We start from the raw sequence: 23,776 nt of genomic DNA, 5'->3' as shown, positions 1-23,776 counted from the left end.
TACATGATCCTCAACCATACAGTCAAACGTTATGCTTTTGTCGGGCTCAAACAAGCTACCTTTATGGTTAGTAAATGTGACATGTCAGGTTTGTAAGCTCATTTTTTTAACATTATAAAAAAAATCTTGTCAACTTTCATGTATTCTGATTATAATGACAATAAGAATTTCACGAAATGTAAAGAAACTTAACATTCGAGGAGTGGTCTTCATGAGAAAAAAGTGGTTAGTTGTATTATTGGCCATGCTGACGGTTCTAGCTTTTCCGGTAGGTGCGTTCGCTGCTGACGGGCCGACAAATATTCAACTTCAAGCTGGGCTAAACACGGCATTTACGTTCTTGGCATTTATACTTGTATTTTTCATGCAAGCGGGATTTGCATTGCTAGAGGCAGGCTCGACACGAATGAAGAACGCGGGTCATGTCGCTGGTAAAACGATTCTCACGACGGGTGTTGCGGCTTTGTCCTTCTGGGCCCTCGGATTTGGATTCGGTTTTGGCAATGACGGCGGTAACGGATTTATGGGACTGACGGGTTTCTTCATGAGTGGGACAGATGCTGCTGCATCGTTTGATACTCTTTCAGGTTTGGATGTTCCGATTACGATTATGTTTTTGTTTCACTTTGCTTTTGCTGCGGTTTCGCTTTCGATCGCATGCGGAGGGATGGCAGAGCGTGCAAAATTAAGTGTATACATTATTTTCGGTATTTTGTTCTCCATCGTGATCTATCCAGTTGTAGCTCACTGGGTATGGGGCGGCGGCTGGCTTGGCAAGTTGGGAATGCAAGATTACGCTGGTTCAACAGTGGTCCATCTGACAGGTGCTACGGCGGCACTCGTCGCTACGCTGCTGCTCAAACCGCGTCTGGGCAAGTTTAATAAAGATGGCAAGCCGAACATTATCCCTGGTCATAATCAGGTGTACTCTATCCTGGGTGTTATTATTCTCTGGTTTGGCTGGTTTGGATTTAACCCAGGTAGTGCTGTTTCTGCTATGAATGACGGATTCTTTGGATATGTAGCCCTGACTACAAATATTGCTGCTGCGGCAGGCGGAGTTTTCGCTTTGCTCGTATCTTGGATGGTATACGGAAAAGCAGATATTCCTGCTATGCTAAACGGTGTGCTGGCAGCCTTGGTTGCCATTACGGGTTCTTGTGCCTTTGTAGCACCTTGGGCGGCATTGGTTATTGGCGCAGTTGCAGGGATCGTCACTTTCTTCACAGCGCAATGGTTTGAGCGTGCGAGAGTAGATGACCCGGTATATGCTTTCTCCGTACATGGTGTTGCGGGGATGTGGGGCGCGGTATCCACAGGGTTTTTCGCTACTCCTGAGCTTGCAAAAATAACAGGTGTAGGTCAAGCGGGTCTGTTCTATGGTGGTGGTTTTACACAATTAGGAGTACAGCTGCTTGGACTGATTGGTACTTTGGCATTCGTATTCGTCATTTCCTTCATTATTCTGGGTGCGATGAAAGCAATTATGGGTATTCGCGTTACGGAAGAGGAAGAAACGATGGGACTCGATATCAGTGAACACGGTACGTACGGCTATCCAGAGCAAATGAAGTTAGTTACCGAAGCTGAAAAGCGTTCTGGAATTGTCAGCTAATATGTAAAATATAAAGAGCCAGTATGGATGAGCGGAGGAGATGGAAGTATGGAACTGCAAAATATGGCCCCTTGGGTGAGTTCCGCCGAAGCGATTGATCATGCAGACACACCTGAGTCTTTAAGGCAGGCCAGGGTCGATTCCCAGAAATGGCTGCTGGCTTCTCAAGCCTCCGCTCCGTTATCAGACTGGTTACGAACGGCGAATGAAATGCATGACCGCATCGCGGTCAGAGCTGTGCAAATGTGCGAAAAAGGGATGGTTGAGGATGGCTTTGGCCCTCCTCCCGTCCCTTACGCATTTATAGCCTTCGGTAGCATGGGGCGCTCGGAATCGACGCTATGGAGTGACCAGGATAACGGTATGATTATCAGTGACCTTGTGTCTGCTGATAAAGAATTGTATTTTAGCGAGTTTGGTCGCAGAGTCTCTGCGATGCTAGAGCATTTGGGATATCCCAAATGCGAGGGGAAAGTGATGTGCTCGGAGCCATTGTGGCGCCATACATTGACTGGATGGCAAGAACAGCTATCAAAATGGTCGGAAGATTTTGCCTGGGAGCCGATTCGATATCTCATTATCTCGTCTGACATGAGACATATCGCAGGCGACGAGCAATTGTCTGTGGAATGGAAGCAAAGCTTTTATAAGTTGTTCCGTAAACAACCCGACCTACCTTCAGCGGTACTTAGGAACACGGTAAGGCATAAAGCGACACTTAATATTTTAGGTCAGATCGTTACCGAGCGGTTCGGTGAGCATGCAGGCGATTTTGATGTGAAATACGGGTTATACATTCCGTTGGTGAACGCCGTCCGTTTTTTGGCATTGCAACATGGTGTAGAGGAAACTTCCACCCTGAAAAGACTCAGGCGTCTCGCATCACTTGAAGCGGCACCGTTGCCTTTACTCGATGCTTGCGAGCGAGCCTTTCGGATCGCACTTCAGCTTCGAATGGCTACTCCAGCGAGGGAGAAGGACGGGTTGCTGATCAGTAATGGCTATCTGGCTGTCAAGCCGTTGAAGCAAGGTAAAGGCTGGCATGAGCTGCGCGAGGCTCTTTCAACAGTACGACGGCTGCATCGTGCGTTGCAAAGGCAGCTGCGATTTATGGAAGGGAGAAGGTCATGAAAGAACCAGCGCAGGGAGGTGGCTTCTGGAGTGCCCTCCGCAGAGGAGGAGTGCCGTCGGCAATCGCATCTGTAATGGGGGCTCCTACGGCTCAGCAGATGGCGTTTATTCGGTCCTTAACGCGGGAACAACGGCGTTCTGAAGTATTGCGTACCCCACTGGAGCGTTTGGAGACGGTAGTTTTTGATCTGGAGACGACGGGGTTTTCGGCACAGCATGGAGATGAGATTTTATCGTTCGGAGCGATTCGGGTAGTCGGGGATGTAATTATGGAAAAAGAGCAGTTTTATACGCTTGTCAATCCGCGGACCGAGATTCCTGAACAGATTACTCGGCTAACTGGGATTACCCGGGAAATGACGGATGGAGCTCCGCCGCTTATGAATGGACTGCATGACTTTATGTCCTTTGTAGGTGGGCGGGTGCTTGTAGCGCATGCTAGCGCTCATGATAAGGCCTTTTTAAATGCTGCGTTATGGAAAACATCTAAAGTTCAGTTAACTCACCGTGTACTAGACACAATGATGCTCGCCAAATGGCTGGAGCCACAGCAACACCAAACCTATAGTTTGGATGAATTGCTGGCCTATCAATCCATTCCGATTGAAGGGCGGCATCATGCGTTAGAGGATGCGAAGATGACGGCTAAGCTTTGGGTGGCGTATGTTCAGGAAATGCTGAAGCGTAATGTAACCAATTTGGCAGATGTCTACGCGCATTTGAGTCATGCCTGATTCAGTACAAGGTATAGTATCTGACACCACATTATAACGGCAAGTTCGCGATTTTCGTGGGTTTGCTGTTTTTTTTGTGTCCTGTTCAGATTTAGAAGGTTAGAGGTGGGAATCGTATGGGCATCCTATGGGGAGGATGAAGGTCATTTAGATGAAAGACAGGTGATAAGACTGTGAAAAGATTTCTTTTCATTAGAGCGATAATTGTGCTGGTTATGGTTGGGGCTTCATGGGGGATTATTGCAAACACAGTCTATTCAGCAAGCCTGCCTGTGGAAAATGCAACACTGGAAGAAAAATATAAAGGTGAGAAAGAGCTTGATGTTGAGAAGAATGTAGGGACTGAATCAGTTGCAGCAGAGGTAATAAAAAGAATCAAACCTGGGCAACAGCTTCCTTCTATGATTTTAAAGGGGTTAAACGGCAAGTCCTACGATGTAGGGGGTCCGCGGAATAAAGCGATGATCATTAGTTTTTGGGCTTCATGGTGCGATCCGTGCCGATTAGAAGCCCCCATGCTGAATGAATTGTATAGTAAATACAAACATGATGTAGATGTGTATGGCATCAATGTAACTCGCTATGACCGGTTGGAGGATGTGCAGAAGTTTTCCCGTTCTTTGAACCTCAAATTTCCCATATTACTGGATGAACAAGGAGCGTTGTTTGAACAATTTGGAGGAGTGGCTTTTCCGACTCATGTAACGATTGATGACCATGGACGGGTACGAGAAATTATAATCGGCATGCTCAGTGAACGGGAATTGGAGGGTAAAATAGAAGCTCTTCAAAAAATAAAGTGACTTTGGGGGCTAAGTAGACCGCCAAAGCCACCTTATTAGCTCATGCTTGTACTTGATTAGTGGTTAACTAATCCGTGATGAGTAAGCTCTGTTTGTTCATTTTTTGGAGTTGGCGCTTCCAGCAATGCGTAACGGAAGCTGTCCAAGAGAGCTTCCCAGCTAGCTTCAATAACATTTTCGGATACGCCTACGTTACTCCAGACGTCCTCGTAGTTTTTGGACTCAATGAGCACGCGTACCTTGGCGGCAGTGGCGTCTTTTTCGTCGAGCACACGCACCTTGTAGTCAGCCAAATGCATGTCTCGCAAGGCTGGGAAATACTGAGAAAGAGCCTTGCGGAGTGCATTATCAAGCGCGTTGACAGGACCATTTCCTTCAGCTGCGGTATAGACACTTGTCCCTGCAACATTCAGCTTTAAGAATGCCTCGGAGACGACCGATCGCCCCGCTGTTTTTTCCACCAGCACCTTAAAGGATTCAAATGAGAACATTTCCTTCACTTCACCGCCGGCTTCACGAATAAGCAATTCCAACGAAGCATCCGCGCCTTCAAACTGATAGCCCTGATGCTCAAGTTCCTTGATACGACTAATGACGCCACGTGCCTCATCACTGGACGGATCAAGGGTGATGCCCAGTTCTTGCGCCTTGGATACAACGTTGCTTTGTCCGGCCAGTTCGGAGACCAAGACCCGCTGCTTGTTCCCCACAAGTTCAGGAGCGATGTGCTCATAAGTTCGTGAGTCGCGCAGAATAGCTGACACGTGAATGCCCCCCTTATGGGCAAAAGCAGCATTGCCAACATAAGGCTGGTTGACAGGCAGATTGACGTTGGCGACTTCACTCACAAAGCGAGCTGTATTGTGGAGTTGTTTTAGCTTCTCGGGATCTAGACAGTCGTAGCCCAGCTTAAGCTGCAAGTTCGGAATGACGGAGCATAGGTTGGCATTACCGCACCGTTCACCATAGCCGTTGATGGTACCTTGGACCTGCCTTGCGCCTGCTTGAATTGCACTGAGTGAGTTGGCTACTGCCAATTCGCAATCATTGTGTGTATGAATGCCCAACTGTGACTTCGTTAGCTGGCTTTGCAGTGTAGTGACAATTTCATGTATTTCATGTGGTAGGGTACCCCCGTTGGTATCACACATCACGAGCCAATCCGCGCCTGCTTCCTCAGCTTTTTTCATAACGGCGAGTGCATACTCGGGGTTGTTTTTATATCCGTCAAAAAAATGCTCGGCATCAAAAATAACCTCCATGCCCCCTTGCTTTAAAAAGGCGATGGAGTCGTAAATCATAGACAGATTTTCCTCCAGCGTTGTCTGTAATGCAGTGTGTACATGAAAATCCCATGATTTACCGACCAGAGTAGCGGCCTGAGCGCCGGATTCCAGAATCCGTTGCAGATTGACATCCTGCGCTGCGATGCTATCTTTGCGGCGCGTACTGCCGAAGGCGACAATCTTTGCCTGAAGGCCTAGTTCTTGTACCCGTTTGAAAAATTCGATATCCTTGCTGTTGCTCCCGGGAATCCCGCCTTCAATATAGTGAACACCGAGATCATCGAGTTTTTTGGCGATTTTCAATTTGTCATCAGCAGACAAGCTAATTCCTTCTCCTTGAGTGCCATCTCGCAGCGTTGTGTCAAAGATAGAAATAGCGGTGGACATGAGGGACTCCTCCTTCGCGGATTGCTCAGATTGGTAATGCTCTGCTTTTTTAAGCACATTAATTTAGTTGTTTAACGCTTAAAAACAGGAAAGCGTTAGTTTGTCGTGTTCGTATGATAGTCGATTATAACAACTAATGACTTCAAATGTAATATATAATTATCATTTTTGAGCGCAAAACCTATATTTTTTATGTAAAATAGAAATAGTATGCAAGGGTGATTTAAGTATAAAATCAAAGGACATATTCTTGATCTAACGAATGAATTTATAGTTAAAAGAAGGGTTGAGCATGAAAGATGTCAGTGCTTATTATCCGGTTGGTGGACGTGTTATTCTGCATGTGGATATGAACGCATTTTATTGTTCCGTTCATGCAGCGGAGGAGCCGGAAAAATATAAAGGATTGCCTACCGCAGTTGCAGGCAGCAGTGAGCTACGCAAAGGTGTAATTGTAACTTGCTCTTATGAAGCACGACGATTGGGCATTTCAACAGGGATGGTTGTTCAGCAGGCTCGTCGGATTTGTCCGCAGCTCATCATAATACAGCCTGATTTTCATTTATACCGTCGTTATTCCAAAGCATTTATGAGTATTGCTTACTCGTATACGCCTATGCTGGAAGCAACTTCAATTGATGAGTGTTATCTAGATATTTCCGGTTCCAAGCAGTTTGGAACACCTTTGGATATTGCCGAGGAGATTCAGCGTAGAGTAGAAGAAGAGCTAGGCTTGCCTTGCTCAATTGGGGTAGCACCCAACAAACTGCTAGCCAAAATGGCCTCTGATCTGAAAAAGCCACGCGGGATATCTGTTCTACGTTTGCGTGATGTACCCAACATTTTGTGGAACCTTCCATGTGGTCAATTGTTTGGTGTGGGCCGCAAAACAGCAGATAAGCTTCTACAAATGAACATTCGCACCATTGGTCAACTGGCTAAGGCAGATGAACACATGCTAGTTAGCATATTTGGGGTAACTGGTTCTTGGTTAAAATTGGCGGCAAACGGAATTAACCATTCTCAAGTCAGCACTGAACGGGAGCCGAACAAATCCATCGGTCACACAACCACTCTGCCTATGGATGTAGTAAAGTTGGAAGAAGCCCAAAGAGTACTGCTTAACATTAGTGATCAGGTAGCTCGGCGGCTTCGACGACAAGGGATGCTGGCAGGAGGTATCCAACTGACGATTCGGACCCCGGATATGAAGACCTTTACGCGTTCTCAAGTCAGGAGTACGCCTACGGAAAGTGCAGAAGACATATATAAGGAAGCTTGTGCATTGTATCGTCGCCATTGGGGAGAGGATAAGCCAGTGCGTTTGTTGGGGATTACGCTGCAACAGCTCATTCCAAAGGAGGAAGCGGCAGTTCAATTAGATCTATTTGAATACCAGGACCAGCCTAAAAAAGAAAGTTTACTGAAAACGATGGATGCGCTGCGCGATAAGTTTGGTGAAAATGCAATTTTGACTGCGGGGATGCTGGGAGATGATCCTTCAGTACTTCTTCGTAATTCCAAGCTGCGCGGAACTTCGCTGCAAAAAGACAATCTACCTACTCCAGAGTGAACTTAGGGGAGAATGATGGTCAGTATCAGTAACACACGTTATAAGCGTTTTTTGCATGAAGGATAAAGGAAAATAATTTGTAATAATTTTGGGTTTGTATTAATATGTGAATAGAATGCAAAAGCTGGTTTGTTCGATTGTATAGGAGGAAGAGAAAAGTTATGGCTAAATACACTTGGGTAGAAAAAGATACATGCATTGCTTGCGGAGCCTGCGGCGCTACAGCACCAGACATCTATGATTATGATGATGAAGGTTTGGCTGAAGTGATCTTTGAAGGGGATGCAAACCAAGGCATCAAGGCGATCTCAGAAGACCTGTTTGATGATATGCAGGATGCTTGTGACGGTTGCCCTACAGATTCCATCAAAGTTGCAGACGAACCGTTCAATAAAGAAGGTTAAGTGTAAGTTTTTTGGACAGGCATAGCACCGACAGTACCCTTCACCGTATAACGGTGAAAGCATGCTGACGGTGCTGTTTTTTTTATGTGCTGTCCATCAGGCCCATTGCGACCGATATACATAATAGTAAGCATGCAAGATTACACGATCAGGAGGATCCGATGGACCATTCGCCTCATCTTAAATCGTATGTCAAAAAGCACCCTGATAATAAAATGGCCTGGTATTTACTCGGTAAGGAGTATGAAAGCAACGGTCAGGAAGGCAAAGCAAATTATTGCTTCAATCGTGCAGGAGAAGTGTTCGAAGCCTTTGAGCATAAACAGATTCCGGCAGACGTATGGATGGAATATCAGGATAAACTGGTTCAGATGTCCAAGGAGAAGGAGCGGAGAACCGCTCGAACACGTCATCTTTTAACTGCCTTAATGGTACTTCTGCTCATCTGGGTCCCTTCAGCCAATTCACCGAGCACTTCACCTGAGAGCGCATCCGTTCCATCCGGAACTGAGCATGCAGCGATTGATCATGTCGAAGTTGCGAAAGTCGCTACTGCAGATCCAAAGAAGAGGGCACAAAACGGTGAGCCTTATGCTGGTGATGTGTTTACAGCTCAAGCCAGGCAAGGAAGTGGGGCTGGAACAGCGCTTACGGATATGTTGGCAAAGACGAGTCAAATGCCGTCCAAGACCACAGTGCTGGGCATGGAGCAGAGTGGGGCGTGGCTGATCTGGAGAGAAGGCATGAAGCCGTTACTTAGTGTACAGAACAAGGGAAACGGCGGATTAGCTATTCAGTCTTACGACGCCGCTGCATGTGCTTGCAAGCCGTCGGACAGTGAGAAACTCCGCATAACAGGTCTAAAATGGGCTGCCGGACAGGAAGAGCTGGCTGTGCTGAATAGCGCCATGCGTGCTTATCGCTCGCAGCATCAACGTCTTCCCCAGAGTCTTGAAGAACTGACCCGAGATTTTCCCAATAACACAATGTACGGTACGACTGACGGGATGAAGAAGGCTTTTACACCTATGCGCAATTTACTTACTTCTCCAGCACAGGGAACAGGGAAGGCAGGAGATCAGAACGCTGGCTCAGCGGCTGAAAGCAGTCTACTGCTGGCATCTTCATTGCACGGACGGCCTTTTCTGGAGCAACCGCTACGAATTGTGGTAGACAAATCCAAGCACAGGCTAGCATTGGTGAGCGGCAATATACTTATTCGCAATTATCCCATCGGTTTGGGCGGAGAAAGAACACCGGAAGGGAAATTTGTGATTACCGATAAAGTCGTAAATCCGAACGGCAAATCCAACGGTGAGTTTGGCAGCCGTGGTATGCAACTGTCTGCAACAAATTATGCTATCCATGGTACGAACGAGCCAGAAAGTATCGGCAAAAATGAGTCGCTGGGTTGTGTCCGCATGGGGAAGGAAGACGTGGAGGAATTGTTTGCACTCGTACCTTCAGGTACGGAGGTGGTTATTGGTAACGGGGGACTGCCTGATCAAGTGCTTGTACCTAGTTCCCGATTTACGAGTGAGCCGCAGCACGACCAGACAAATCCCCACAAAACCTATCACTGGCTAAATTAACGTTTTGATGCCACTGCTACTTGTTGTTTAACGAGTTCCTGCTTGTGCTAAAACAATGACCAGAACAATCACAATGATGAGTAGAACAAAGCTGACGGCGGTCCAAACAATCGCTTTCTTGTTCACCTCATCCTTTTTCTTTTGCAGACTGGGCGGTTTGCGCTTGGTCTTCATATCAGCAATCCCTCTTTTCTTGCGGGCTAAGATCCTGTCTTACTATGTCCATTGTAAATGGTTTGATTATACATTTTCAATGACATCTCCATGACAACTGAATTGTTCTGATATTGGACCTCGCAAATTACTTTCTTTTTGGTATGGAAAAAGCTAAACTATTTTGTAGAGATGTTTTTTTAGGATTGTGCAAGGGCATAGAACGGAGTGGATGAATCGTGTTGTATCGAAGGATTGCGAAACCTGTTTTTTTCAAAATGAGTCCAGAGAGGGCCCATCATGTAGTCATTGACGGCTTAAAGCATGCGGGCTCACTTCCCGGTGGAGCAGCGACGTTGCGAGGGATGTATGGAGTCAAGGAAACGGAAGATCTTGCCGTTGATCTGTTTGGTATTCATTTTCCCAACCCGATTGGACTGGCTGCGGGACTGGATAAAAATGCTGAAGCGGTTGTCGGTTTTTCTTCCATCGGTTTTGGTTTTATGGAAGTAGGCACGGTGACACCTGTCGGACAGCCCGGCAATGATCAGCCCCGGTTGTTTCGACTGCCTCCCGATGAGGCATTAGTCAATCGGATGGGCTTTAACAATCTGGGTGCTGAGAGCATGGCCCAGCGTTTGGCTACCCTTAAACATCGACCTGTGCCGATTGCTGTTAATATCGGTAAAAATAAAGTCACGCCAAATGAGGATGCCCATAAGGACTATGAGAAATGTATTTCCGCACTGTATCCGTATGCGGACTTCTTTGTAGTAAACATTAGTTCGCCCAATACCCCGGATTTACGAAAACTCCAGCATGGCAGTGAACTGAAGTCGTTACTGGAAGCGGTTCGGGCAGAGATGGGAGTTCAGGCGACAAAGTATGGTAAAGCCAAGTCTGTACTGGTCAAAATTGCACCGGATGTATCGGACGAGGAATTGGAATATATGACGGATGCGATTGCGGCCAGCGGAGTGGATGGCATTATTGCGACGAACACGACGATATCCAGGACGGGTCTGACGCATCGAAATGCAAGTGAAACCGGAGGATTGAGTGGTAAGCCGCTACGTGACCGTTCCACAGAGGTCATTGGACGGGTATACCGCCAGACGGAAGGGAAGCTGCCCATTATTGGATCAGGCGGTATTTTTACCAGTCGTGATGCCTATGACAAAATTAAAGCAGGCGCTAGCCTGATTGAAATTTATACAGCATTGATTTACGAAGGGCCGGAAGTAAACCGGGCTATACATGCCGGTCTGCGTGAGCTGCTTCGAAAGGACGGCTTTAGACACATTACCGAGGCTGTTGGTGCAGCTCATAGATAAAAAAGTGTTGTCGGAAGAGACAGGAGGTACGGGGATGGACGGAAGAGACTGGGGAACATTTTTGCTGCCATACGATCAGGCGGTGGAGGAACTTAAGGTCAAGTTCAAAACAATGCGTGCGGAGCTGAAAAAGCGCGAGGAATACGCTCCTATCGAATTCGTAACTGGACGGGTTAAAAAAATATCCAGCATCCTCGATAAGGCGAAGAGATTGCAGGTTTCACCTGATCAGCTGGAGACGGGGATCGAGGATATTGCCGGCATTCGCATCATGTGTCAATTCGTAGAGGATATTCGGCGGGTAGCCGAATATATTCGAAGACGTAAGGATTTGACGGTATTGTATGAAAAGGACTATATCACCAATTATAAAGATAGCGGCTATCGCAGCTTTCATATGATTGTGGAGTACCCGGTTCAGACAGCAGTGGGGTTAAAAATTGTGCTGGCCGAAATTCAAATCCGTACGTTGGCTATGAATTTTTGGGCAACCATAGAGCATTCTCTTAGCTATAAGTATCGTGAGAGCTTGCCGGATGATATGCGGGCCCGGTTGAAAAAGGCGGCTGAGGCAGCCTTTGTGTTGGATAATGAAATGTCTTCCATCCGTCTTGAAATATTGGAAGCGCAGAAGAAGTTCGAGGATGAAGCCAATATCGTATCCAAAGTCCTAACAGGCATGCACCGTCTTTATTTCTACCATAAAATTAGTGAAACGATTGAGGCGCAGCGCAGATTTAATGAACTGTGGGAGCGGCACGACATGGAAGGAATCAAGCAGCTGCATGATGAGGTCAAGGAGATGCTGGAAGCTTCAACTAAGGAAGAAGACAGGGATGAGTTTTAAATGGTGAACCCTTCCTATGAACCGTTGTACGTAACTTATTTAGTATACTTCAATCGGGATCGGGATTACTTTGAATGTCATGAGGTACTGGAAGAGCTGTGGCTTAAGCTGGACCGAGACCCTGTATATAAAGGTTTACTGCAAATTGCTGTAGGACTGTATCATTTTCGCAATGGTAACTATCGTGGTGGATACATGATGCTGGACAGTGCGGTACATAGGCTGGAGCATGCTGCTTCGCACGCGCTGGGCATTAATATGGCGAAGCTGGTAGATGAGGCGCGCGCTTGCGCTCGGCAGCTTGCTGAAGCTGTTATGGAAGGTTCGGAAGAGCTTCAACGTCAACCGCCGGTTTATCGGGATTTGACGATTGAAATTGTCGAGCCCGGACTGCGTCAGGCCGTGGAGAAGGCATCATCGTCCGTTCCAGTCAATATCCCTCAGCAGAGAGGTCCTCGGCGTGGGGAAAAGCATGAGCAGCGTCAGCAGGCGCTGGAAGCTTCGATTAGGCGAAGACAGGCCGCTGGGAGTTTACGCTCAGCTACAGTGGAAACGAAGGATGCGCCTTGATGTTGTAGCGCATAATAAATGAGCAGCCCGATCCGTTTTATAGGGATCGGGCTGCTTTATCATTGTCAGGTGTGAGGACATTTGTCTAAGAGGTCACGTTCTTTTTATATTTATCAAAGAAGGCTTTGAAATCGTCGAGTGTGTATCCGTTGTCTGAAGGACTTTCCTTCAATCCACCTACCATACGTTCCTTTTCCACGCCTTTTTCGTAATAAACAAGCGTAGGTGTATACTCAATCTTGTACTTGTCCCAGCCAGCCTCATACTCACGCAGGTTAAATTCGTGCATCGTAATGTTCTCCTGCTTGCTCAAAGGCATGAGCTTAGGAGTGGTGGCACGGCAGTGAACACAGTCAGACGCGAAATGATAGACGAAAAAGCTTTCCTTTTTGTCAATTTTACTTTGTAGATCTTCTGGCTTAATAATTTGCTGATAGTTCGGATCGTTTAGCAGTTCCTGGGTAGTAGGACTTAACGAGGCTGTGGAAACGCCGTACAGCTTGTTTTTAGTGCCTGAGTTTAAAGCGAGCAGCACTCCAAGCAAAATGATAAGCACAACAAAAAAGCCAATGACAGGTATAAGCTTTTTTTTGTTGGATTTTTGTGCGATCAATGGAATCTCTCCTATCAAAATCTAAAATATGTAACTATGAACCTCATTATTATACAACATTACAGCTTGTAGTGAAAGTTTGTAAATCACATAGATATTGCCGGCTAACAGGTTGATTATGGTACAATAAAATTTATTTTAACAGGACAGGATGATTACGATTATGGGTGTACAGCTCCCCACAGCATTTGTAAAGCGCATGGAGCAACTGCTCGGCGATGAATTTGAGGCTTTTATGGCTGCCTATGACCACACGCCCCATGCGGGGATTCGTGTCAACACATTAAAAATTCCAGTAGAGGACTTTAAGGAACGTTCTCCGTTCGAACTGCGGCCGATTCCGTGGTGCGCCACAGGTTTTTACATTCCGCACGGTACTAAGCCTGGACTTCACCCCTACTATCATGCTGGGTTGTACTATGTTCAGGAACCGAGTGCCATGTCTCCAGTTGAACTGCTCAATGTAGCTCAGGGTGAAGCTGTTTTGGACTTGTGCGCTGCACCGGGAGGGAAATCCACCCAAATCGCAGCCAAACTGCAAGGAAGCGGCATACTGGTGACCAATGATATTAGCGCCGATCGAACCAAGGCGTTGGCTAAAAATGTGGAATTGTACGGTGTGCGCAATGCCGTGGTATTGAATGAGAGCCCTGATCGTATCGCAGATGCTTTTCCTCATTTTTTTAACAAGATTTTAATTGACGCACCTTGTTCGGGAGAAGGCATGTTCCGTAAGGATGAGGATATGGCCAAACAATGGGAGACACACTCGGTGGAAAAATGTGTGGTCATGCAACGGGACATTTTGCGTGTTGCGGCCTCAATGCTGAGCGATGGGGGAAGAATTGTCTATTCGACCTGCACCTTTGCCCCGGAAGAGAATGAAGGAATGATTGCGGAATTTCTGGAGGCTCATCCCGATTTTAACGTAGTCCCTGTTCCTTCAGAAGCAGGTTTTGCACCAGGCCACCCGGAATGGGTGAATGAAGAAATTGCATCGGCACATCCGGTACTGCGGGGGACAGCACGCCTCTGGCCGCATCTTATAGAGGGGGAAGGCCATTTTATCGCTGTATTGCAGCATCAGGGTAGTGCTCGTGTCGGTTCGACAGCAGATCTTACTGAATCAGGGGATCTGGCTCCATTTACGAACAAGAATGACAGAGTATTAAACATAGAAGCAGCGTATCCGCAGAAGAAGCAACATTTGCCCGTCAAGGAAACGCTACTCCCAAGTGGCCAAGGAAGGCGCACGACTGATGAGCCTAAACGAACCGGAAAAGGAATGGGCGGAAAGTTAGCCAAAGGAAAGAACACGCGCGGCTTTGATGGCAGCAAGTCACGTATGGGCAAAGAAAATGTGAAATCTGCTGCACGCTCCCCGCATGATGTGCTGGAGTCCTATCACCAATTTATTCAGGAGCAGCTGGAGGTTTCATTTGCAGGCTACACGGTGGTCTACGGAGATCGCATTTATCAATCGCCGCTGGCATCACATCGTTTGGATGGCCTTAAGGTGGTACGTCCGGGCTGGTTTATGGGAACCGATAAGAATGGTCGTTTTGTACCTTCACATCCGCTGGCGGTGGCTTTACGCCCTTCTGAGGCGGTTAGGAGCATCAACCTCTCCAGCTCGGATGCTGAAGCCATCCGGTATTTAAAAGGTGAAACCTTGTCCATCCCTGTTGAGAGAATAGAGCTTCGAAATGAAGTCCAACCCAAAGGCTTTACTCTCGTGTGTATTGATGGTTATTCGGCCGGGTGGGGCAAATGGCAGGACGGCATGCTTAAAAATGAATATCCTACAGGCTGGAGGTGGACATCGGTATGAGTGGAAAAGGAAGACAAACTCAGCGTTTGGACAAAATTTTAACCCATATGGGATATGGTTCTCGTAGTGATATCAAGAAACAGGTAAAGCAAGGTATGATCACGGTAAACGGACGGACCATCAAAGATAGCGGCTTACAGGTTCATCCATACCAAGACCAAATTGAAGTGAACGGAGAACTGGTTGTATTTCGGGAGTTTATTTACATCATGCTGCACAAGCCTCCAGGTGTCATATCCGCAACCGAAGATACGAGGGAACGGACGGTGCTGGATTTGCTGAGTGCGGAGGAACGACATTTTGAGCCTTTTCCAGTAGGGAGGCTAGATAAAGATACAGAAGGCTTATTGCTGTTGACTAACGACGGCAAGCTGGCGCACGAACTACTGTCTCCACGGCGTCATGTCCCCAAAACGTATGAAGCTACGGTGTCGGGGCATGTCACGGAGGAGGATATTCTTCAATTTACAGCAGGAGTGGAACTGGACGATGGGTATGTCACCCTACCCGCGCAGTTGACGATTCTTCGGCATGAACAGCCGCATCAGGCAGATGGAGAAGTCACTTCCTATATTTCGCTCGTAATCCATGAGGGTAAGTTTCACCAAGTGAAGCGCATGTTCGAGGCGGTTGGTAAAAAGGTGATCTACTTGAAAAGAACAGCCATGGGGCCATTGAAGCTGGATGATCAGCTTCCACTGGGCAGCTATCGAGAGCTGACTAGCGAAGAACTGGCCTCGATCGGCCGTGATATAGCATCCGCAACTTCAGAAGTTTAATGAAGAGATTAAATACAAATGACGCACAGGCTCGTATGAGATTCCTGTGCGTCATTTTATGATATAGACAACCAGACGGAGCAGTATTCATAGGCAGTCTTTGATAACGAATCGAATTTGCGAATTATTGTGCGCGTGCTGCCCGACTTTGCTTCACTTCCGCTGCCTTATAAGCTGTAACCTTGTTTTTGCCTGTCGTTTTGGATATGTACATGGCTTGATCGGCCTGTTTGACGAGTTCATCCGGGTTTATTTCCTTCTTTGCTGTACTGTGTCCGACACTGATAGTGACGATGCTTTCCTCAGCGACACGTTCGCGGATTCGTTCTGCGACCTGCGCCACCTTGGCCCGCCGATCCACAACCATTGCGACCAGTTCCTCGCCACCGTATCGTCCGGTCAGCCCGATTTCATCCAGTTCCTCCTCCATAATTTGTGCGACCTGCTTGAGAACCTCATCCGCACGAGCATGGCCCTGCGTATCATTCAGCTTTTTGAAATTGTCAATATCGCAAAAAATGACCGACACGCGGATTCCCTGGTCCATATATCTCCGTAATCTTCCCGAAAAATATTTACGGTTATACAGCCCTGTGAGGCCATCGGTGATGGAAGAACGATAAATCCTTTGGAGTAGCTCCACAATCCGTTCAAACAGAATGATGAATAACGTAGTGTAGTACAACAATGGTAAAAATGACATCCACAGGACTGTGCTTGACCCGTTTGCTTCTTCAGGGATGTCATTTTGCAGCCAGAGAAAACCAAGCCAGAGCGAATAAGTGAATAAGCCTGCTATAAATTTCTTTGGCTGTCCGATCCGTGGGGTGATGAACAGAAGGCTTAAAATAAGCACCAACACTCGATAAAACAGAGTGAATCCAACCAATTTCACTGAGCTGATCCAAGTGGGCAACAAACCTAAAGTCCAAGCCATTACCGGCAGTATTAATAACGCAGCCAGCAACAGCAAGGCCCATTTTTCCACACGCTTTAGTTTTCGGTACAGCTGAAATACAGCGGCATTGATGAGCAAGAAGGCAAACGCCTCCAGCGCATTTCTCCACACGATTCCCTGCAGTTGCATTTGGCCGCCGCCTGCCGAATAGAGATTCATCGCTTCATATGTCATAATAAAAATAGCGGCAACCGAAAAAAGGATATAGGCTTTTTTTCGTTGTCTGCTATATATGATCACGCACATTAGCGCCATCATGAGTATAATATACAAACCGCAGGCTGCACTTATAGCCCCGGCCAGAGATGGGGAGCCCAAGGTTCCCAATAAGGACAACAACGTCAACATCACCGACTCCATTTGTAAAATTAATCTATCTATTGAACAGACGATATCGTTTCGATACAATAGACAGGATTTATTGCAGTTAAAATGTTATAATTTTCTTTTGTGCCTAACATTTATTCTCAATATATCATCTTTCAGAAAATCCGGAAACCTATACATATATCCTGTGTTCCGGGCAGTTTAATGCTTGAAAGGGGAAGCACTCATGAAATTGCTACAGGCTCTCTTTTTCCCACCCGAGCAACCGGGAGGCGTTTCATCCATGATTCCATATTTGCAAGAGCGATTTACGTCCCCCCGTTGGGAAATGGAGCTATTTTCAATCCCTAAACGGATTCGTAACAAGGGTAGGGACGAAGTAACCTTTGATACCTTCGACTGGACGAGATATGAGCAATATCCAATTGTTCAAAAATATATTCAGACGTACCGTGATTATTTGTGGTGGACTCGGCTTCGTATTCAGAAGCCCTTTGACCTTATTCATGCTCATCATCCGATTGCCGGGCTCGCTATGAAAAACGTATTTCCAGATATCCCGCTCGTACAGACGATTCACTCTTCCTATGAGAAGGAGTTAATTCTAAACGGGAAAATAGAGGAGAACGGGCCTGAACACCAATTCTTAGTGTCATTGTACCGAGAAATGGAGCATAAGGCGGATCGCCTGATAGCAGTATCGCAATCTTTTCAGCATTACTTAACACCTTATGTACAGCATCCGCAAGATGTTGTGGTTATTCCAAATGGATATGATGAGAAACGGTTTAAGCCCATTCCTCACGAAAATGAAGTGACACAGCTCATAACCGTTTGCCGACTTGTTCCCGCCAAAGGGCTTGATATTCTATTACAGGCTTGCGCTGAGCTGAAAAAAAGAAATCAGGAATTTGTACTCCATATCATTGGAGATGGTCCGATTCGACCTGAGCTGGAAGAGATGGCGCGACAGCTGGATATATACCATGAGACGATTTTTTATGGATATACTCTTCATCCTGAAGAGTTTATGCCTTTCTTTGATGTATTCGTATTGCCTTCGCGGGCGGAAGCCTTTGGCTCCGTATTTGCAGAAGCGGCGTTGAGCTGTCTGGCATTGGTAGGTACAGAAGTAGGGGGAATACCGGAGCAGATTGAGGATGGGGTAAATGGTCTGCTCGTGCCACCCGATAATCCGAAGGCACTGGCAGACGCATTAGAAAAGGTCATCGCTGACCCTGCCTATCGTTATGAACTGGCTAGATCTGCCTGCGACAAGGCTAAATCAAGCTATTCTTTAAGTCGTGCTGTTAACGAGCTGAAGAAAATGTATTTGAAATTTCCACACTAACCATGACGGGTATCACCTGGTTTGGAATCAGAATGTCGAAAGCTGGAACGAGGACGTGAGGAGCGGAAAGGTCTTCCGCGTCCTGCTAAGATCAGTTTACTAACCCACATTAGACTGAGCATTCCGAAAATAGGATAAAGAACAGATAACAGTGAGCTGAAGCCGAACTGACTGATTAAAAAACAGGTGAGCATAATGAATAATGTAATGAGCTTGGGCGAAATTTGGACATGCTGACGAATTTGTAGACTGACTCCATAAATGTCGGCTACAAAGGTACTGAAGATCTCCATGAAAATGAGTAGAATGTATATGATTTCAACAAGGGCGCCTAGACGGTAAGCGATGCTTCCCATAGGGATTTCAAATTGCTGAATGCCTGGCATTTGCGCTGACATGACAAAATGTGCAGCCATCAGCATAAAGCCAACACCAATTCCGCCCAATACACCGCCCCAGCGGATGGTTTTGCGGGAGAAAGTTTGACTGCCTAGAGGGACAAGCACGGCCTGAGCCATAGCCAGATTGAAGGACGTGTACAGGAGTGGAGAGATCCATGTTCGTAGCGCACTGTGGTCTGTTGTATTTGTGATAAAGCTTTGTGGATTGGGCATGGAAAGGGTGCTGTGAACGAGCAAAAGAGATATGGTGATCATCAGCGGGACAACAATGGTGTTCATATGCAAAATCGCTTTAATACCTTTATTCAGCAGCAAGTAAGTTCCAATTAGTGTAATGAGCAGTCCTGTTTGGTAGTGCAGGTGAAGGTGCTCCACAAAAACAGAGCCGGCTCCTGCGAGCATAACGCTGTTCACGCCAATCAGCACAATAAGTGTGAATATGCTGATCCATTTTCCGGCATTGGCACCAAAAAGGTGCTTGTTCAGATCCTCGTAGGAGCGGGCTGAAATATCATGAGCAATCAGCATCATTTTCGTACCCAACCATACAAATACAAGTGTGGACAGCATAATGGTGATTGTAGCCCAACGTCCATATTGCGTAAAAAATTGTAATATTTCTTGTCCGGTAGCGAACCCGGCACCGACGATTGTACCAATGTATGTAAAAGCAATCTGAAAAACATGAATATTACGTTTCATTCCCAGTCCCCCCTTGCTTGCTTGAATAACGCTGCAGCGAGCATATAATACAAACTATGTTCAACTGAAATGGGACATGACTGGATGAGACTGAAAATAATTATACTGAATTTAATGAATAGCTTGACGGGAGCGTAATTTATGGGTCAAATCCTTGCATGGATACTGGAATACGGATATTTGGCGATGTTCGGCTTGCTTGCCCTTGGAGTAGCTGGTATGCCGATACCCGACGAAGTGCTAATGATCGCCTTTGGCGGGCTCGTGTCTCAAGGACACTACAACTTTATTGCCGCGCTGGCAGTCACATTTTTCGGTAGTATGACAGGCATGATGCTTAGCTACACATTGGGTCGCCTGCTGGGCAAGCCACTATTGCACCGATACGGTAAATGGGTGAGGCTTACGCCCTCCAGGATTGCCTCTTCCGAAAATTGGTTCGGGCGCTATGGTACCTGGGGAATTTTGTTCGGGTATTTTGTCCCCGGCTTGAGACACGTATCATCCTATCTGGCAGGCACAACCCGTCTAGGTGTTTTTCGCTATATCGGCTATGCATCGGCAGGAGCTTTGCTGTGGTGCGGTACATTTTTGGGGATCGGACATGCGGTGGGCATGCACTGGGAACAGGTGGCTAAGCTGATGGAGAAGGTGACGCACCAGGTAGGTTTGATCGTTATTCTTTTAATCGTTTTGGGAGGAATCATCGCATGGTTCTGGAACAAACGTAAAAAAAATATCACATGAACGCATGGAAAGCAGGCTATAGCTTGAAAGCGGCGGGTGAAGTATGGTACTTTTACCGCATAGGAATGCCGTGGGAGGTCATGGAATGGAAGTATTAAAGAAACGAATTTTAAATGAAGGCGTGATTGCGTCAGATCAGGTGCTAAAGCTGGATGGATTGCTTAATCATCAGGTTGATCCAGAGCTGACAATGGAAATGGGACGAGAGTTCGCAGCCCGTTTTCGGGAAGACAAAATCACCAGAGTAGTGACCGTGGAATCCTCAGGCATTGCCATCGGGTTTGCGACAGCGTTGGAGTTGGGTGTACCGTTGGTATTTGCTCGTCGTAAAAAGACTTTATTAGCTGATCCGGATGCGCTGTGTGAGCGTGTACCTTCGTTTACAAAAGGTATTGTCACAGATATTATGCTGTCTCGTCAATTTATTCATGAGCATGATCGTGTGTTGTTCATTGATGATATTATCGCTAATGGCGATGCGGCTCGAGGCATGGTTAAAATTATTCAACGCTCTGGAGCGGAGTTGATTGGATTCGGAGTTGCGGTTGAAAAAATGTTTCAGGCTGGAGCGAGAACCATCCGTGAGCAGGGCATCCGTGTAGAATCATTGGTTAAAATTTCGTCGTTGGCTGACGGTAAGATAGAGTTTGCTGAATAGTAACAATTCGAAACTCCGGATCCTTATTTCTAATAATAACCTTTGCATGAGCATCAATTTCGCTTATAATATATATAAGGTTTGGGAGAGGAGGCAGCAACATGGGGAATGAACAATTGACCGAACAGTTTTTTCTGGAAAAACTGGCAGCGGCTAAAGTGCATTTTGAACGCGCCTTGGATTGTAAGCATACGGAATTCGACGATTTGTATCCCTATATGATTGAACATCCTCAGTTTTTTTGGTATAAACGCTATGTGGCCTGGTCTGAGTTGTTGACATTGGTTAACCTATGCGAAGAATTGTCTTTCTCTTGGAAAGAAGAATTTACTGCTCACCAAGTGGAGTATGTAGAACAGCGAGTGTTGTCTGCACAAGTGCTGGACTTCTGGTACGAGAAGAACGATACAAAAGAACATGATCACAGTGTAAATCAGTCGGGATAATTTGTTGCTCTGTTGGCAATCCATATAAGTAGTAAGCGGAAGAGACCTAAATGATTCGTTTAGGTCTCTTTTTAAACTTTTTTCATGTATATAAAATTATGGCCGTTGTGTTGAAAAAAATGGACAAGGAGGGGACATGGATGATAATGGACGAAGAATTGGATGCTTATCGACTTTCTGGTGAAAAGGTACGCGTCGTACGCGATGGATTGGAGTCCAACGATGTGGTTGGCATTGTACTGGCATGGGATGATGAACAGGTGCTTATTCGCCGCCAGAATCGACGTGTGGTCAAGTTGGATCGCAGCTATACATACCAGCCGTTCAGCGAGCCGCGTCACAATCCGATAGAACTGGATTAAGAAACGAGTTCTAATGGGGATTGGATAAAAAAACTGGGTGCTTCATTAGGCATACAGAAACTCTAAACCGGACACAGTAATGAAGCAAAACTCAACAGAGAGGGCGTGCTGTGTTAATGACGGTTATGGACGAAAAAGTACATGCATACAAGGATCAAATCAGCCATTTGGAAGATAAGTTGCCCGAGGTAGTTCATGCCTATCATCGCTTTACCGGAGAATGCTTTCAAGCCGGCAGTTTAGATGAAAAAACCAAGCAACTGATTGCGCTAGGAATTGGCTTATTTGCCAACAATGAGGTGTGCACGTTTTATCATGTGAATGAGGCGCGTTCCAAAGGAGCCAGTGATCAGGAGATTATGGAAGCCGTTGCTGTAGCTGCTGCAGTTGGTGGAGGACATGCTCTAAGTCAAGGGGTTACACGTGTACAGAAGGCGCTACATTAAAACGAATCATCCATACAGATAACTCATACTCGAAATAGGGGAAATAGATTGATCTGAACAAATGATAGTGATGTTTATGGAAAGAAGCTTCCGAGCACAGTTAGTGCCTGCGGAAGCTTCTTTTTGCATGTAGTGCGGGGATTATGCTCTTTTGCTTGCAGCAAAAGCAGCAGGGCGAGGGGATTTATGCTTATAGGCAGAAGAGGATGCAATCCAACTTCGCCCAACAACGCGTAGGGGTTTGGGGGTTGAATTATTGGGTAATTCGGGGCGATATTTCTCTGGTAAAGGTAGAGACGCCGTATGAGGCATAGAGGTAGGGAGCCCCAAATAAGCTCGCATTCGTTCATACATTTCTTTGCGGAATGCGGACATAGGCATACTGAACTGCTCTTTAACGCCTTTATATATATAGGTGGCGTGAACGCCGGAGTGGTTTTGTTGTATGTCTAGAACACGAACGTGATACTTCTTAAATTCATGTTTAATTTCAGATAGCAGGATTCCGGTACGATCTATTCCTGCGTTAACCATTTCAACATAAAGATCAGGGGTTTTCAGAACGCCGCTTTCTTCAAGAATTAGGCTGTCACGCTCAAATACTTTTTGAATAAAGGTAAGGAGCAGATAACTTTTCACAAGAGAGCATGAATGCTGAGTAGTATCTGAAGAGATCATTACCATTCACCGCCTTAGGGAAATGTGATGATAATTCATAGTCATGGAAGTAAAGGAACTTTTGTTCCTAAGAACTTATGTTCTTATATTATCGTATTATTCCTTTTTTATCAAGAAGAAATAAAGAAAAACAAAAGATTTGACAACTTTATTTGAGCATGGTATGATCTATCTTGTCGCTAAGAAAGATTGATTCTTTCGAGATAGACGACAAATATATATGCGGTCGTGGCGGAATTGGCAGACGCGCACGGTTCAGGTCCGTGTGGGCTAACCCCCCGTGGAGGTTCGAGTCCTCTCGACCGCATCCATTTAGAAAAGGTTTATAGAATTGCTCTTGTAGCAATTTTATAAACCTTTTCTTATGTTTCGGAATTATTGCAGACTTCCAGCAAGGATTCCAATACAAGGGTTTGAACTTTATTCAAGTTCATAAGCAATTCTTTTATAAGTTTAATTTTTAAGATATGATAGAAGATAACGCATTTGTTGATGAAGCTAATGAAAGGTTGGATGAAAGATGGAGAAAGCAACTTTTGCAGGCGGATGCTTCTGGTGTATGGTGACTCCGTTCGAGGAGCAGCCGGGCATTCATAGTATTGTCTCAGGCTATTCTGGAGGGACGATTTCCGATCCGACCTACGAACAGGTTAAAACAGGAACAACCGGGCACTATGAGGTGGTGCAGATTACGTTTGATCCTGAGCTGTTTCCTTATGAAAAGCTACTTGAATTGTATTGGCCGCAAACAGATCCTACCGACGGAGAAGGTCAATTTCAGGACCGAGGCACACAATATAAGCCTGCAATTTTTTATCATACGGAGCAGCAACGAGAGCTTGCACAACAATCCAAGGAACAGTTGGTACAAAGCGGACGCTTTGATAAGCCAATTGTAACGGAGATTCTTCCGGCTGCAATTTTTTATCCGGCAGAGGATTATCATCAGGATTATCACAAGAAGAATGTGAAGCATTATAAGGAAGATCGAGCCCAATCCGGTCGTGATGAATTTATCGATAAAAACTGGTAAGCAGCTTTAATATAC

At 46.1% G+C, this 23,776-nt stretch carries 25 protein-coding genes and 1 tRNA gene; 20 read left to right on the top strand and 6 right to left on the bottom strand.

The genetic code is table 11. The annotated features are described in order from the left end of the window. Positions 1 to 211: 211 nt before the first annotated feature. The 4 genes from ACXHJ2_RS14110 to ACXHJ2_RS14095 all read left to right on the top strand — a co-directional run bounded on the left by ACXHJ2_RS14110 (position 212) and on the right by ACXHJ2_RS14095 (position 4,283). Entirely contained in the window at positions 212 to 1,615 is a 1,404-nt protein-coding gene (locus ACXHJ2_RS14110) for an ammonium transporter (protein WP_013370500.1), read from the top strand. Between the two features lie 48 nt (positions 1,616 to 1,663). Further along, complete coding sequence (locus tag ACXHJ2_RS14105) at positions 1,664 to 2,746, top strand: DUF294 nucleotidyltransferase-like domain-containing protein (RefSeq protein ID WP_165080170.1); 1,083 nt, start codon at positions 1,664 to 1,666, stop codon at positions 2,744 to 2,746. Beyond that, entirely contained in the window at positions 2,743 to 3,480 is a 738-nt protein-coding gene (locus tag ACXHJ2_RS14100) for an exonuclease domain-containing protein (protein WP_019686911.1), read from the top strand. Before ACXHJ2_RS14105 ends, ACXHJ2_RS14100 begins: the two co-directional genes overlap by 4 nt. Before the next feature lie 173 nt (positions 3,481 to 3,653). Further along, positions 3,654 to 4,283: a TlpA family protein disulfide reductase gene (locus tag ACXHJ2_RS14095; RefSeq protein ID WP_165080169.1), complete on the top strand. Its 630-nt coding sequence runs from the start codon at positions 3,654 to 3,656 to the stop codon at positions 4,281 to 4,283. A gap of 56 nt (positions 4,284 to 4,339) precedes the next feature. On the opposite strand, the gene cimA is transcribed toward ACXHJ2_RS14095, so the two are convergent. Then, positions 4,340 to 5,956 carry a citramalate synthase gene (cimA, locus tag ACXHJ2_RS14090; protein ID WP_013370504.1) on the bottom strand — a complete coding sequence of 539 codons (1,617 nt, stop codon included), beginning with the start codon at positions 5,954 to 5,956 and terminating at the stop codon, positions 4,340 to 4,342. A 292-nt stretch (positions 5,957 to 6,248) separates the two neighbouring features. Between cimA and ACXHJ2_RS14085 the strand changes: the two genes are divergently transcribed. The 3 genes from ACXHJ2_RS14085 (at position 6,249) to ACXHJ2_RS14075 (ending at position 9,525) form a co-directional block, all read left to right on the top strand. Continuing rightward, a complete protein-coding gene (locus tag ACXHJ2_RS14085) occupies positions 6,249 to 7,529 on the top strand; it encodes a DNA polymerase IV (protein ID WP_013370505.1) in 1,281 nt (426 codons plus the stop codon). Between the two features lie 161 nt (positions 7,530 to 7,690). Further along, positions 7,691 to 7,933 (top strand): ferredoxin, encoded by a 243-nt coding sequence (locus ACXHJ2_RS14080; protein ID WP_013309730.1) that lies wholly within the window; start codon positions 7,691 to 7,693, stop codon positions 7,931 to 7,933. 161 nt (positions 7,934 to 8,094) lie between these two features. Beyond that, positions 8,095 to 9,525, top strand: coding sequence for a L,D-transpeptidase (locus ACXHJ2_RS14075; protein ID WP_058829407.1), 1,431 nt, complete (start codon positions 8,095 to 8,097; stop codon positions 9,523 to 9,525). Positions 9,526 to 9,552: 27 nt separating this feature from the next. Here ACXHJ2_RS14075 and ACXHJ2_RS14070 read toward each other — a convergent pair whose 3' ends face one another. After that, positions 9,553 to 9,699: a hypothetical protein gene (locus tag ACXHJ2_RS14070; protein WP_013370508.1), complete on the bottom strand. Its 147-nt coding sequence runs from the start codon at positions 9,697 to 9,699 to the stop codon at positions 9,553 to 9,555. A 218-nt stretch (positions 9,700 to 9,917) separates the two neighbouring features. On the opposite strand from ACXHJ2_RS14070, the gene ACXHJ2_RS14065 reads away from it, so the two are divergent. The 3 genes from ACXHJ2_RS14065 to ACXHJ2_RS14055 are packed head-to-tail and all read left to right on the top strand — an operon-like array spanning position 9,918 to position 12,429. Continuing rightward, the gene (locus ACXHJ2_RS14065) at positions 9,918 to 11,012 is read left to right on the top strand and encodes a quinone-dependent dihydroorotate dehydrogenase (protein WP_013370509.1); all 1,095 of its coding nucleotides are present in this window, start codon (positions 9,918 to 9,920) and stop codon (positions 11,010 to 11,012) included. Between the two features lie 34 nt (positions 11,013 to 11,046). Further along, positions 11,047 to 11,859, top strand: coding sequence for a GTP pyrophosphokinase (locus tag ACXHJ2_RS14060; RefSeq protein ID WP_013370510.1), 813 nt, complete (start codon positions 11,047 to 11,049; stop codon positions 11,857 to 11,859). After that, entirely contained in the window at positions 11,860 to 12,429 is a 570-nt protein-coding gene (locus ACXHJ2_RS14055; RefSeq protein WP_013370511.1) for a DUF309 domain-containing protein, read from the top strand. Positions 12,430 to 12,514: 85 nt separating this feature from the next. On the opposite strand, the gene ACXHJ2_RS14050 is transcribed toward ACXHJ2_RS14055, so the two are convergent. Next, positions 12,515 to 13,042 carry a thioredoxin family protein gene (locus ACXHJ2_RS14050; RefSeq protein WP_165080167.1) on the bottom strand — a complete coding sequence of 176 codons (528 nt, stop codon included), beginning with the start codon at positions 13,040 to 13,042 and terminating at the stop codon, positions 12,515 to 12,517. 163 nt (positions 13,043 to 13,205) lie between these two features. Here ACXHJ2_RS14050 and ACXHJ2_RS14045 point away from each other — a divergent pair, with 163 nt between their 5' ends. Both ACXHJ2_RS14045 and ACXHJ2_RS14040 read left to right on the top strand, forming a co-directional pair. Then, a complete protein-coding gene (locus tag ACXHJ2_RS14045) occupies positions 13,206 to 14,873 on the top strand; it encodes an RsmB/NOP family class I SAM-dependent RNA methyltransferase (protein WP_165080165.1) in 1,668 nt (555 codons plus the stop codon). Continuing rightward, positions 14,870 to 15,652 carry a pseudouridine synthase gene (locus tag ACXHJ2_RS14040; RefSeq protein ID WP_165080164.1) on the top strand — a complete coding sequence of 261 codons (783 nt, stop codon included), beginning with the start codon at positions 14,870 to 14,872 and terminating at the stop codon, positions 15,650 to 15,652. Before ACXHJ2_RS14045 ends, ACXHJ2_RS14040 begins: the two co-directional genes overlap by 4 nt. A 124-nt stretch (positions 15,653 to 15,776) precedes the next feature. Here ACXHJ2_RS14040 and ACXHJ2_RS14035 read toward each other — a convergent pair whose 3' ends face one another. Beyond that, positions 15,777 to 16,958, bottom strand: a complete 1,182-nt coding sequence (locus ACXHJ2_RS14035; protein WP_165080163.1) for a GGDEF domain-containing protein — start codon at positions 16,956 to 16,958, stop codon at positions 15,777 to 15,779. 205 nt (positions 16,959 to 17,163) lie between these two features. Between ACXHJ2_RS14035 and ACXHJ2_RS14030 the strand changes: the two genes are divergently transcribed. Beyond that, positions 17,164 to 18,288 (top strand): glycosyltransferase family 4 protein, encoded by a 1,125-nt coding sequence (locus ACXHJ2_RS14030; RefSeq protein WP_165080162.1) that lies wholly within the window; start codon positions 17,164 to 17,166, stop codon positions 18,286 to 18,288. Here the strand turns inward: ACXHJ2_RS14030 and ACXHJ2_RS14025 are convergent. Continuing rightward, a complete protein-coding gene (locus tag ACXHJ2_RS14025) occupies positions 18,285 to 19,391 on the bottom strand; it encodes a YkvI family membrane protein (RefSeq protein WP_013370517.1) in 1,107 nt (368 codons plus the stop codon). The genes ACXHJ2_RS14030 and ACXHJ2_RS14025 overlap by 4 nt on opposite strands. Positions 19,392 to 19,532: 141 nt before the next feature. Between ACXHJ2_RS14025 and ACXHJ2_RS14020 the strand changes: the two genes are divergently transcribed. The 5 genes from ACXHJ2_RS14020 (at position 19,533) to ACXHJ2_RS14000 (ending at position 22,050) form a co-directional block, all read left to right on the top strand. Further along, positions 19,533 to 20,138: a DedA family protein gene (locus tag ACXHJ2_RS14020; RefSeq protein WP_013370518.1), complete on the top strand. Its 606-nt coding sequence runs from the start codon at positions 19,533 to 19,535 to the stop codon at positions 20,136 to 20,138. An 85-nt stretch (positions 20,139 to 20,223) separates the two neighbouring features. Further along, a complete protein-coding gene (locus ACXHJ2_RS14015) occupies positions 20,224 to 20,796 on the top strand; it encodes a xanthine phosphoribosyltransferase (RefSeq protein WP_040101648.1) in 573 nt (190 codons plus the stop codon). A 101-nt stretch (positions 20,797 to 20,897) separates the two neighbouring features. After that, positions 20,898 to 21,242, top strand: coding sequence for a hypothetical protein (locus ACXHJ2_RS14010; protein ID WP_013370520.1), 345 nt, complete (start codon positions 20,898 to 20,900; stop codon positions 21,240 to 21,242). 140 nt (positions 21,243 to 21,382) lie between these two features. Beyond that, positions 21,383 to 21,604, top strand: a complete 222-nt coding sequence (locus tag ACXHJ2_RS14005) for a hypothetical protein (protein WP_014599639.1) — start codon at positions 21,383 to 21,385, stop codon at positions 21,602 to 21,604. A gap of 116 nt (positions 21,605 to 21,720) precedes the next feature. Then, positions 21,721 to 22,050: a carboxymuconolactone decarboxylase family protein gene (locus ACXHJ2_RS14000; RefSeq protein ID WP_013370522.1), complete on the top strand. Its 330-nt coding sequence runs from the start codon at positions 21,721 to 21,723 to the stop codon at positions 22,048 to 22,050. 141 nt (positions 22,051 to 22,191) lie between these two features. Here the strand turns inward: ACXHJ2_RS14000 and ACXHJ2_RS13995 are convergent, their stop codons facing one another. After that, the gene (locus ACXHJ2_RS13995; RefSeq protein WP_040101647.1) at positions 22,192 to 22,728 is read right to left on the bottom strand and encodes a hypothetical protein; all 537 of its coding nucleotides are present in this window, start codon (positions 22,726 to 22,728) and stop codon (positions 22,192 to 22,194) included. Positions 22,729 to 22,950: 222 nt separating this feature from the next. On the opposite strand from ACXHJ2_RS13995, the gene ACXHJ2_RS13990 reads away from it, so the two are divergent. Continuing rightward, positions 22,951 to 23,035 (top strand) — tRNA-Leu (locus tag ACXHJ2_RS13990). Positions 23,036 to 23,248: 213 nt separating this feature from the next. Next, positions 23,249 to 23,761, top strand: coding sequence for a peptide-methionine (S)-S-oxide reductase MsrA (gene msrA / locus ACXHJ2_RS13985; protein ID WP_165080161.1), 513 nt, complete (start codon positions 23,249 to 23,251; stop codon positions 23,759 to 23,761). Positions 23,762 to 23,776 lie beyond the last annotated feature (15 nt).

This window comes from Paenibacillus sp. ALE3 (genome assembly GCF_054113405.1).
This window is presented reverse-complemented; position numbering and strand designations above follow the sequence as displayed.

Excerpts from the sequence above, each read along its gene's own strand:
- ACXHJ2_RS14015 (WP_040101648.1), top strand. The coding sequence starts at position 20,224 with ATGGAAGTATTAAAGAAACGAATTTTAAATGAAGGCGTGATTGCGTCA.
- ACXHJ2_RS14025 (WP_013370517.1), bottom strand. The coding sequence starts at position 19,391 with ATGAAACGTAATATTCATGTTTTTCAGATTGCTTTTACATACATTGGT.
- ACXHJ2_RS14080 (WP_013309730.1), top strand. The coding sequence starts at position 7,691 with ATGGCTAAATACACTTGGGTAGAAAAAGATACATGCATTGCTTGCGGA.
- ACXHJ2_RS14075 (WP_058829407.1), top strand. The coding sequence starts at position 8,095 with ATGGACCATTCGCCTCATCTTAAATCGTATGTCAAAAAGCACCCTGAT.
- ACXHJ2_RS14030 (WP_165080162.1), top strand. The coding sequence starts at position 17,164 with ATGAAATTGCTACAGGCTCTCTTTTTCCCACCCGAGCAACCGGGAGGC.
- ACXHJ2_RS14060 (WP_013370510.1), top strand. The coding sequence starts at position 11,047 with ATGGACGGAAGAGACTGGGGAACATTTTTGCTGCCATACGATCAGGCG.
- ACXHJ2_RS14110 (WP_013370500.1), top strand. The coding sequence starts at position 212 with ATGAGAAAAAAGTGGTTAGTTGTATTATTGGCCATGCTGACGGTTCTA.
- ACXHJ2_RS14000 (WP_013370522.1), top strand. The coding sequence starts at position 21,721 with ATGACGGTTATGGACGAAAAAGTACATGCATACAAGGATCAAATCAGC.
- ACXHJ2_RS14085 (WP_013370505.1), top strand. The coding sequence starts at position 6,249 with ATGAAAGATGTCAGTGCTTATTATCCGGTTGGTGGACGTGTTATTCTG.
- ACXHJ2_RS14055 (WP_013370511.1), top strand. The coding sequence starts at position 11,860 with ATGGTGAACCCTTCCTATGAACCGTTGTACGTAACTTATTTAGTATAC.
- ACXHJ2_RS14100 (WP_019686911.1), top strand. The coding sequence starts at position 2,743 with ATGAAAGAACCAGCGCAGGGAGGTGGCTTCTGGAGTGCCCTCCGCAGA.
- cimA (WP_013370504.1), bottom strand. The coding sequence starts at position 5,956 with ATGTCCACCGCTATTTCTATCTTTGACACAACGCTGCGAGATGGCACT.
- ACXHJ2_RS14010 (WP_013370520.1), top strand. The coding sequence starts at position 20,898 with ATGGGGAATGAACAATTGACCGAACAGTTTTTTCTGGAAAAACTGGCA.
- ACXHJ2_RS14070 (WP_013370508.1), bottom strand. The coding sequence starts at position 9,699 with ATGAAGACCAAGCGCAAACCGCCCAGTCTGCAAAAGAAAAAGGATGAG.
- ACXHJ2_RS14035 (WP_165080163.1), bottom strand. The coding sequence starts at position 16,958 with ATGTTGACGTTGTTGTCCTTATTGGGAACCTTGGGCTCCCCATCTCTG.
- msrA (WP_165080161.1), top strand. The coding sequence starts at position 23,249 with ATGGAGAAAGCAACTTTTGCAGGCGGATGCTTCTGGTGTATGGTGACT.
- ACXHJ2_RS14020 (WP_013370518.1), top strand. The coding sequence starts at position 19,533 with ATGGGTCAAATCCTTGCATGGATACTGGAATACGGATATTTGGCGATG.
- ACXHJ2_RS14040 (WP_165080164.1), top strand. The coding sequence starts at position 14,870 with ATGAGTGGAAAAGGAAGACAAACTCAGCGTTTGGACAAAATTTTAACC.
- ACXHJ2_RS14105 (WP_165080170.1), top strand. The coding sequence starts at position 1,664 with ATGGAACTGCAAAATATGGCCCCTTGGGTGAGTTCCGCCGAAGCGATT.
- ACXHJ2_RS13995 (WP_040101647.1), bottom strand. The coding sequence starts at position 22,728 with ATGATCTCTTCAGATACTACTCAGCATTCATGCTCTCTTGTGAAAAGT.
- ACXHJ2_RS14005 (WP_014599639.1), top strand. The coding sequence starts at position 21,383 with ATGATAATGGACGAAGAATTGGATGCTTATCGACTTTCTGGTGAAAAG.
- ACXHJ2_RS14045 (WP_165080165.1), top strand. The coding sequence starts at position 13,206 with ATGGGTGTACAGCTCCCCACAGCATTTGTAAAGCGCATGGAGCAACTG.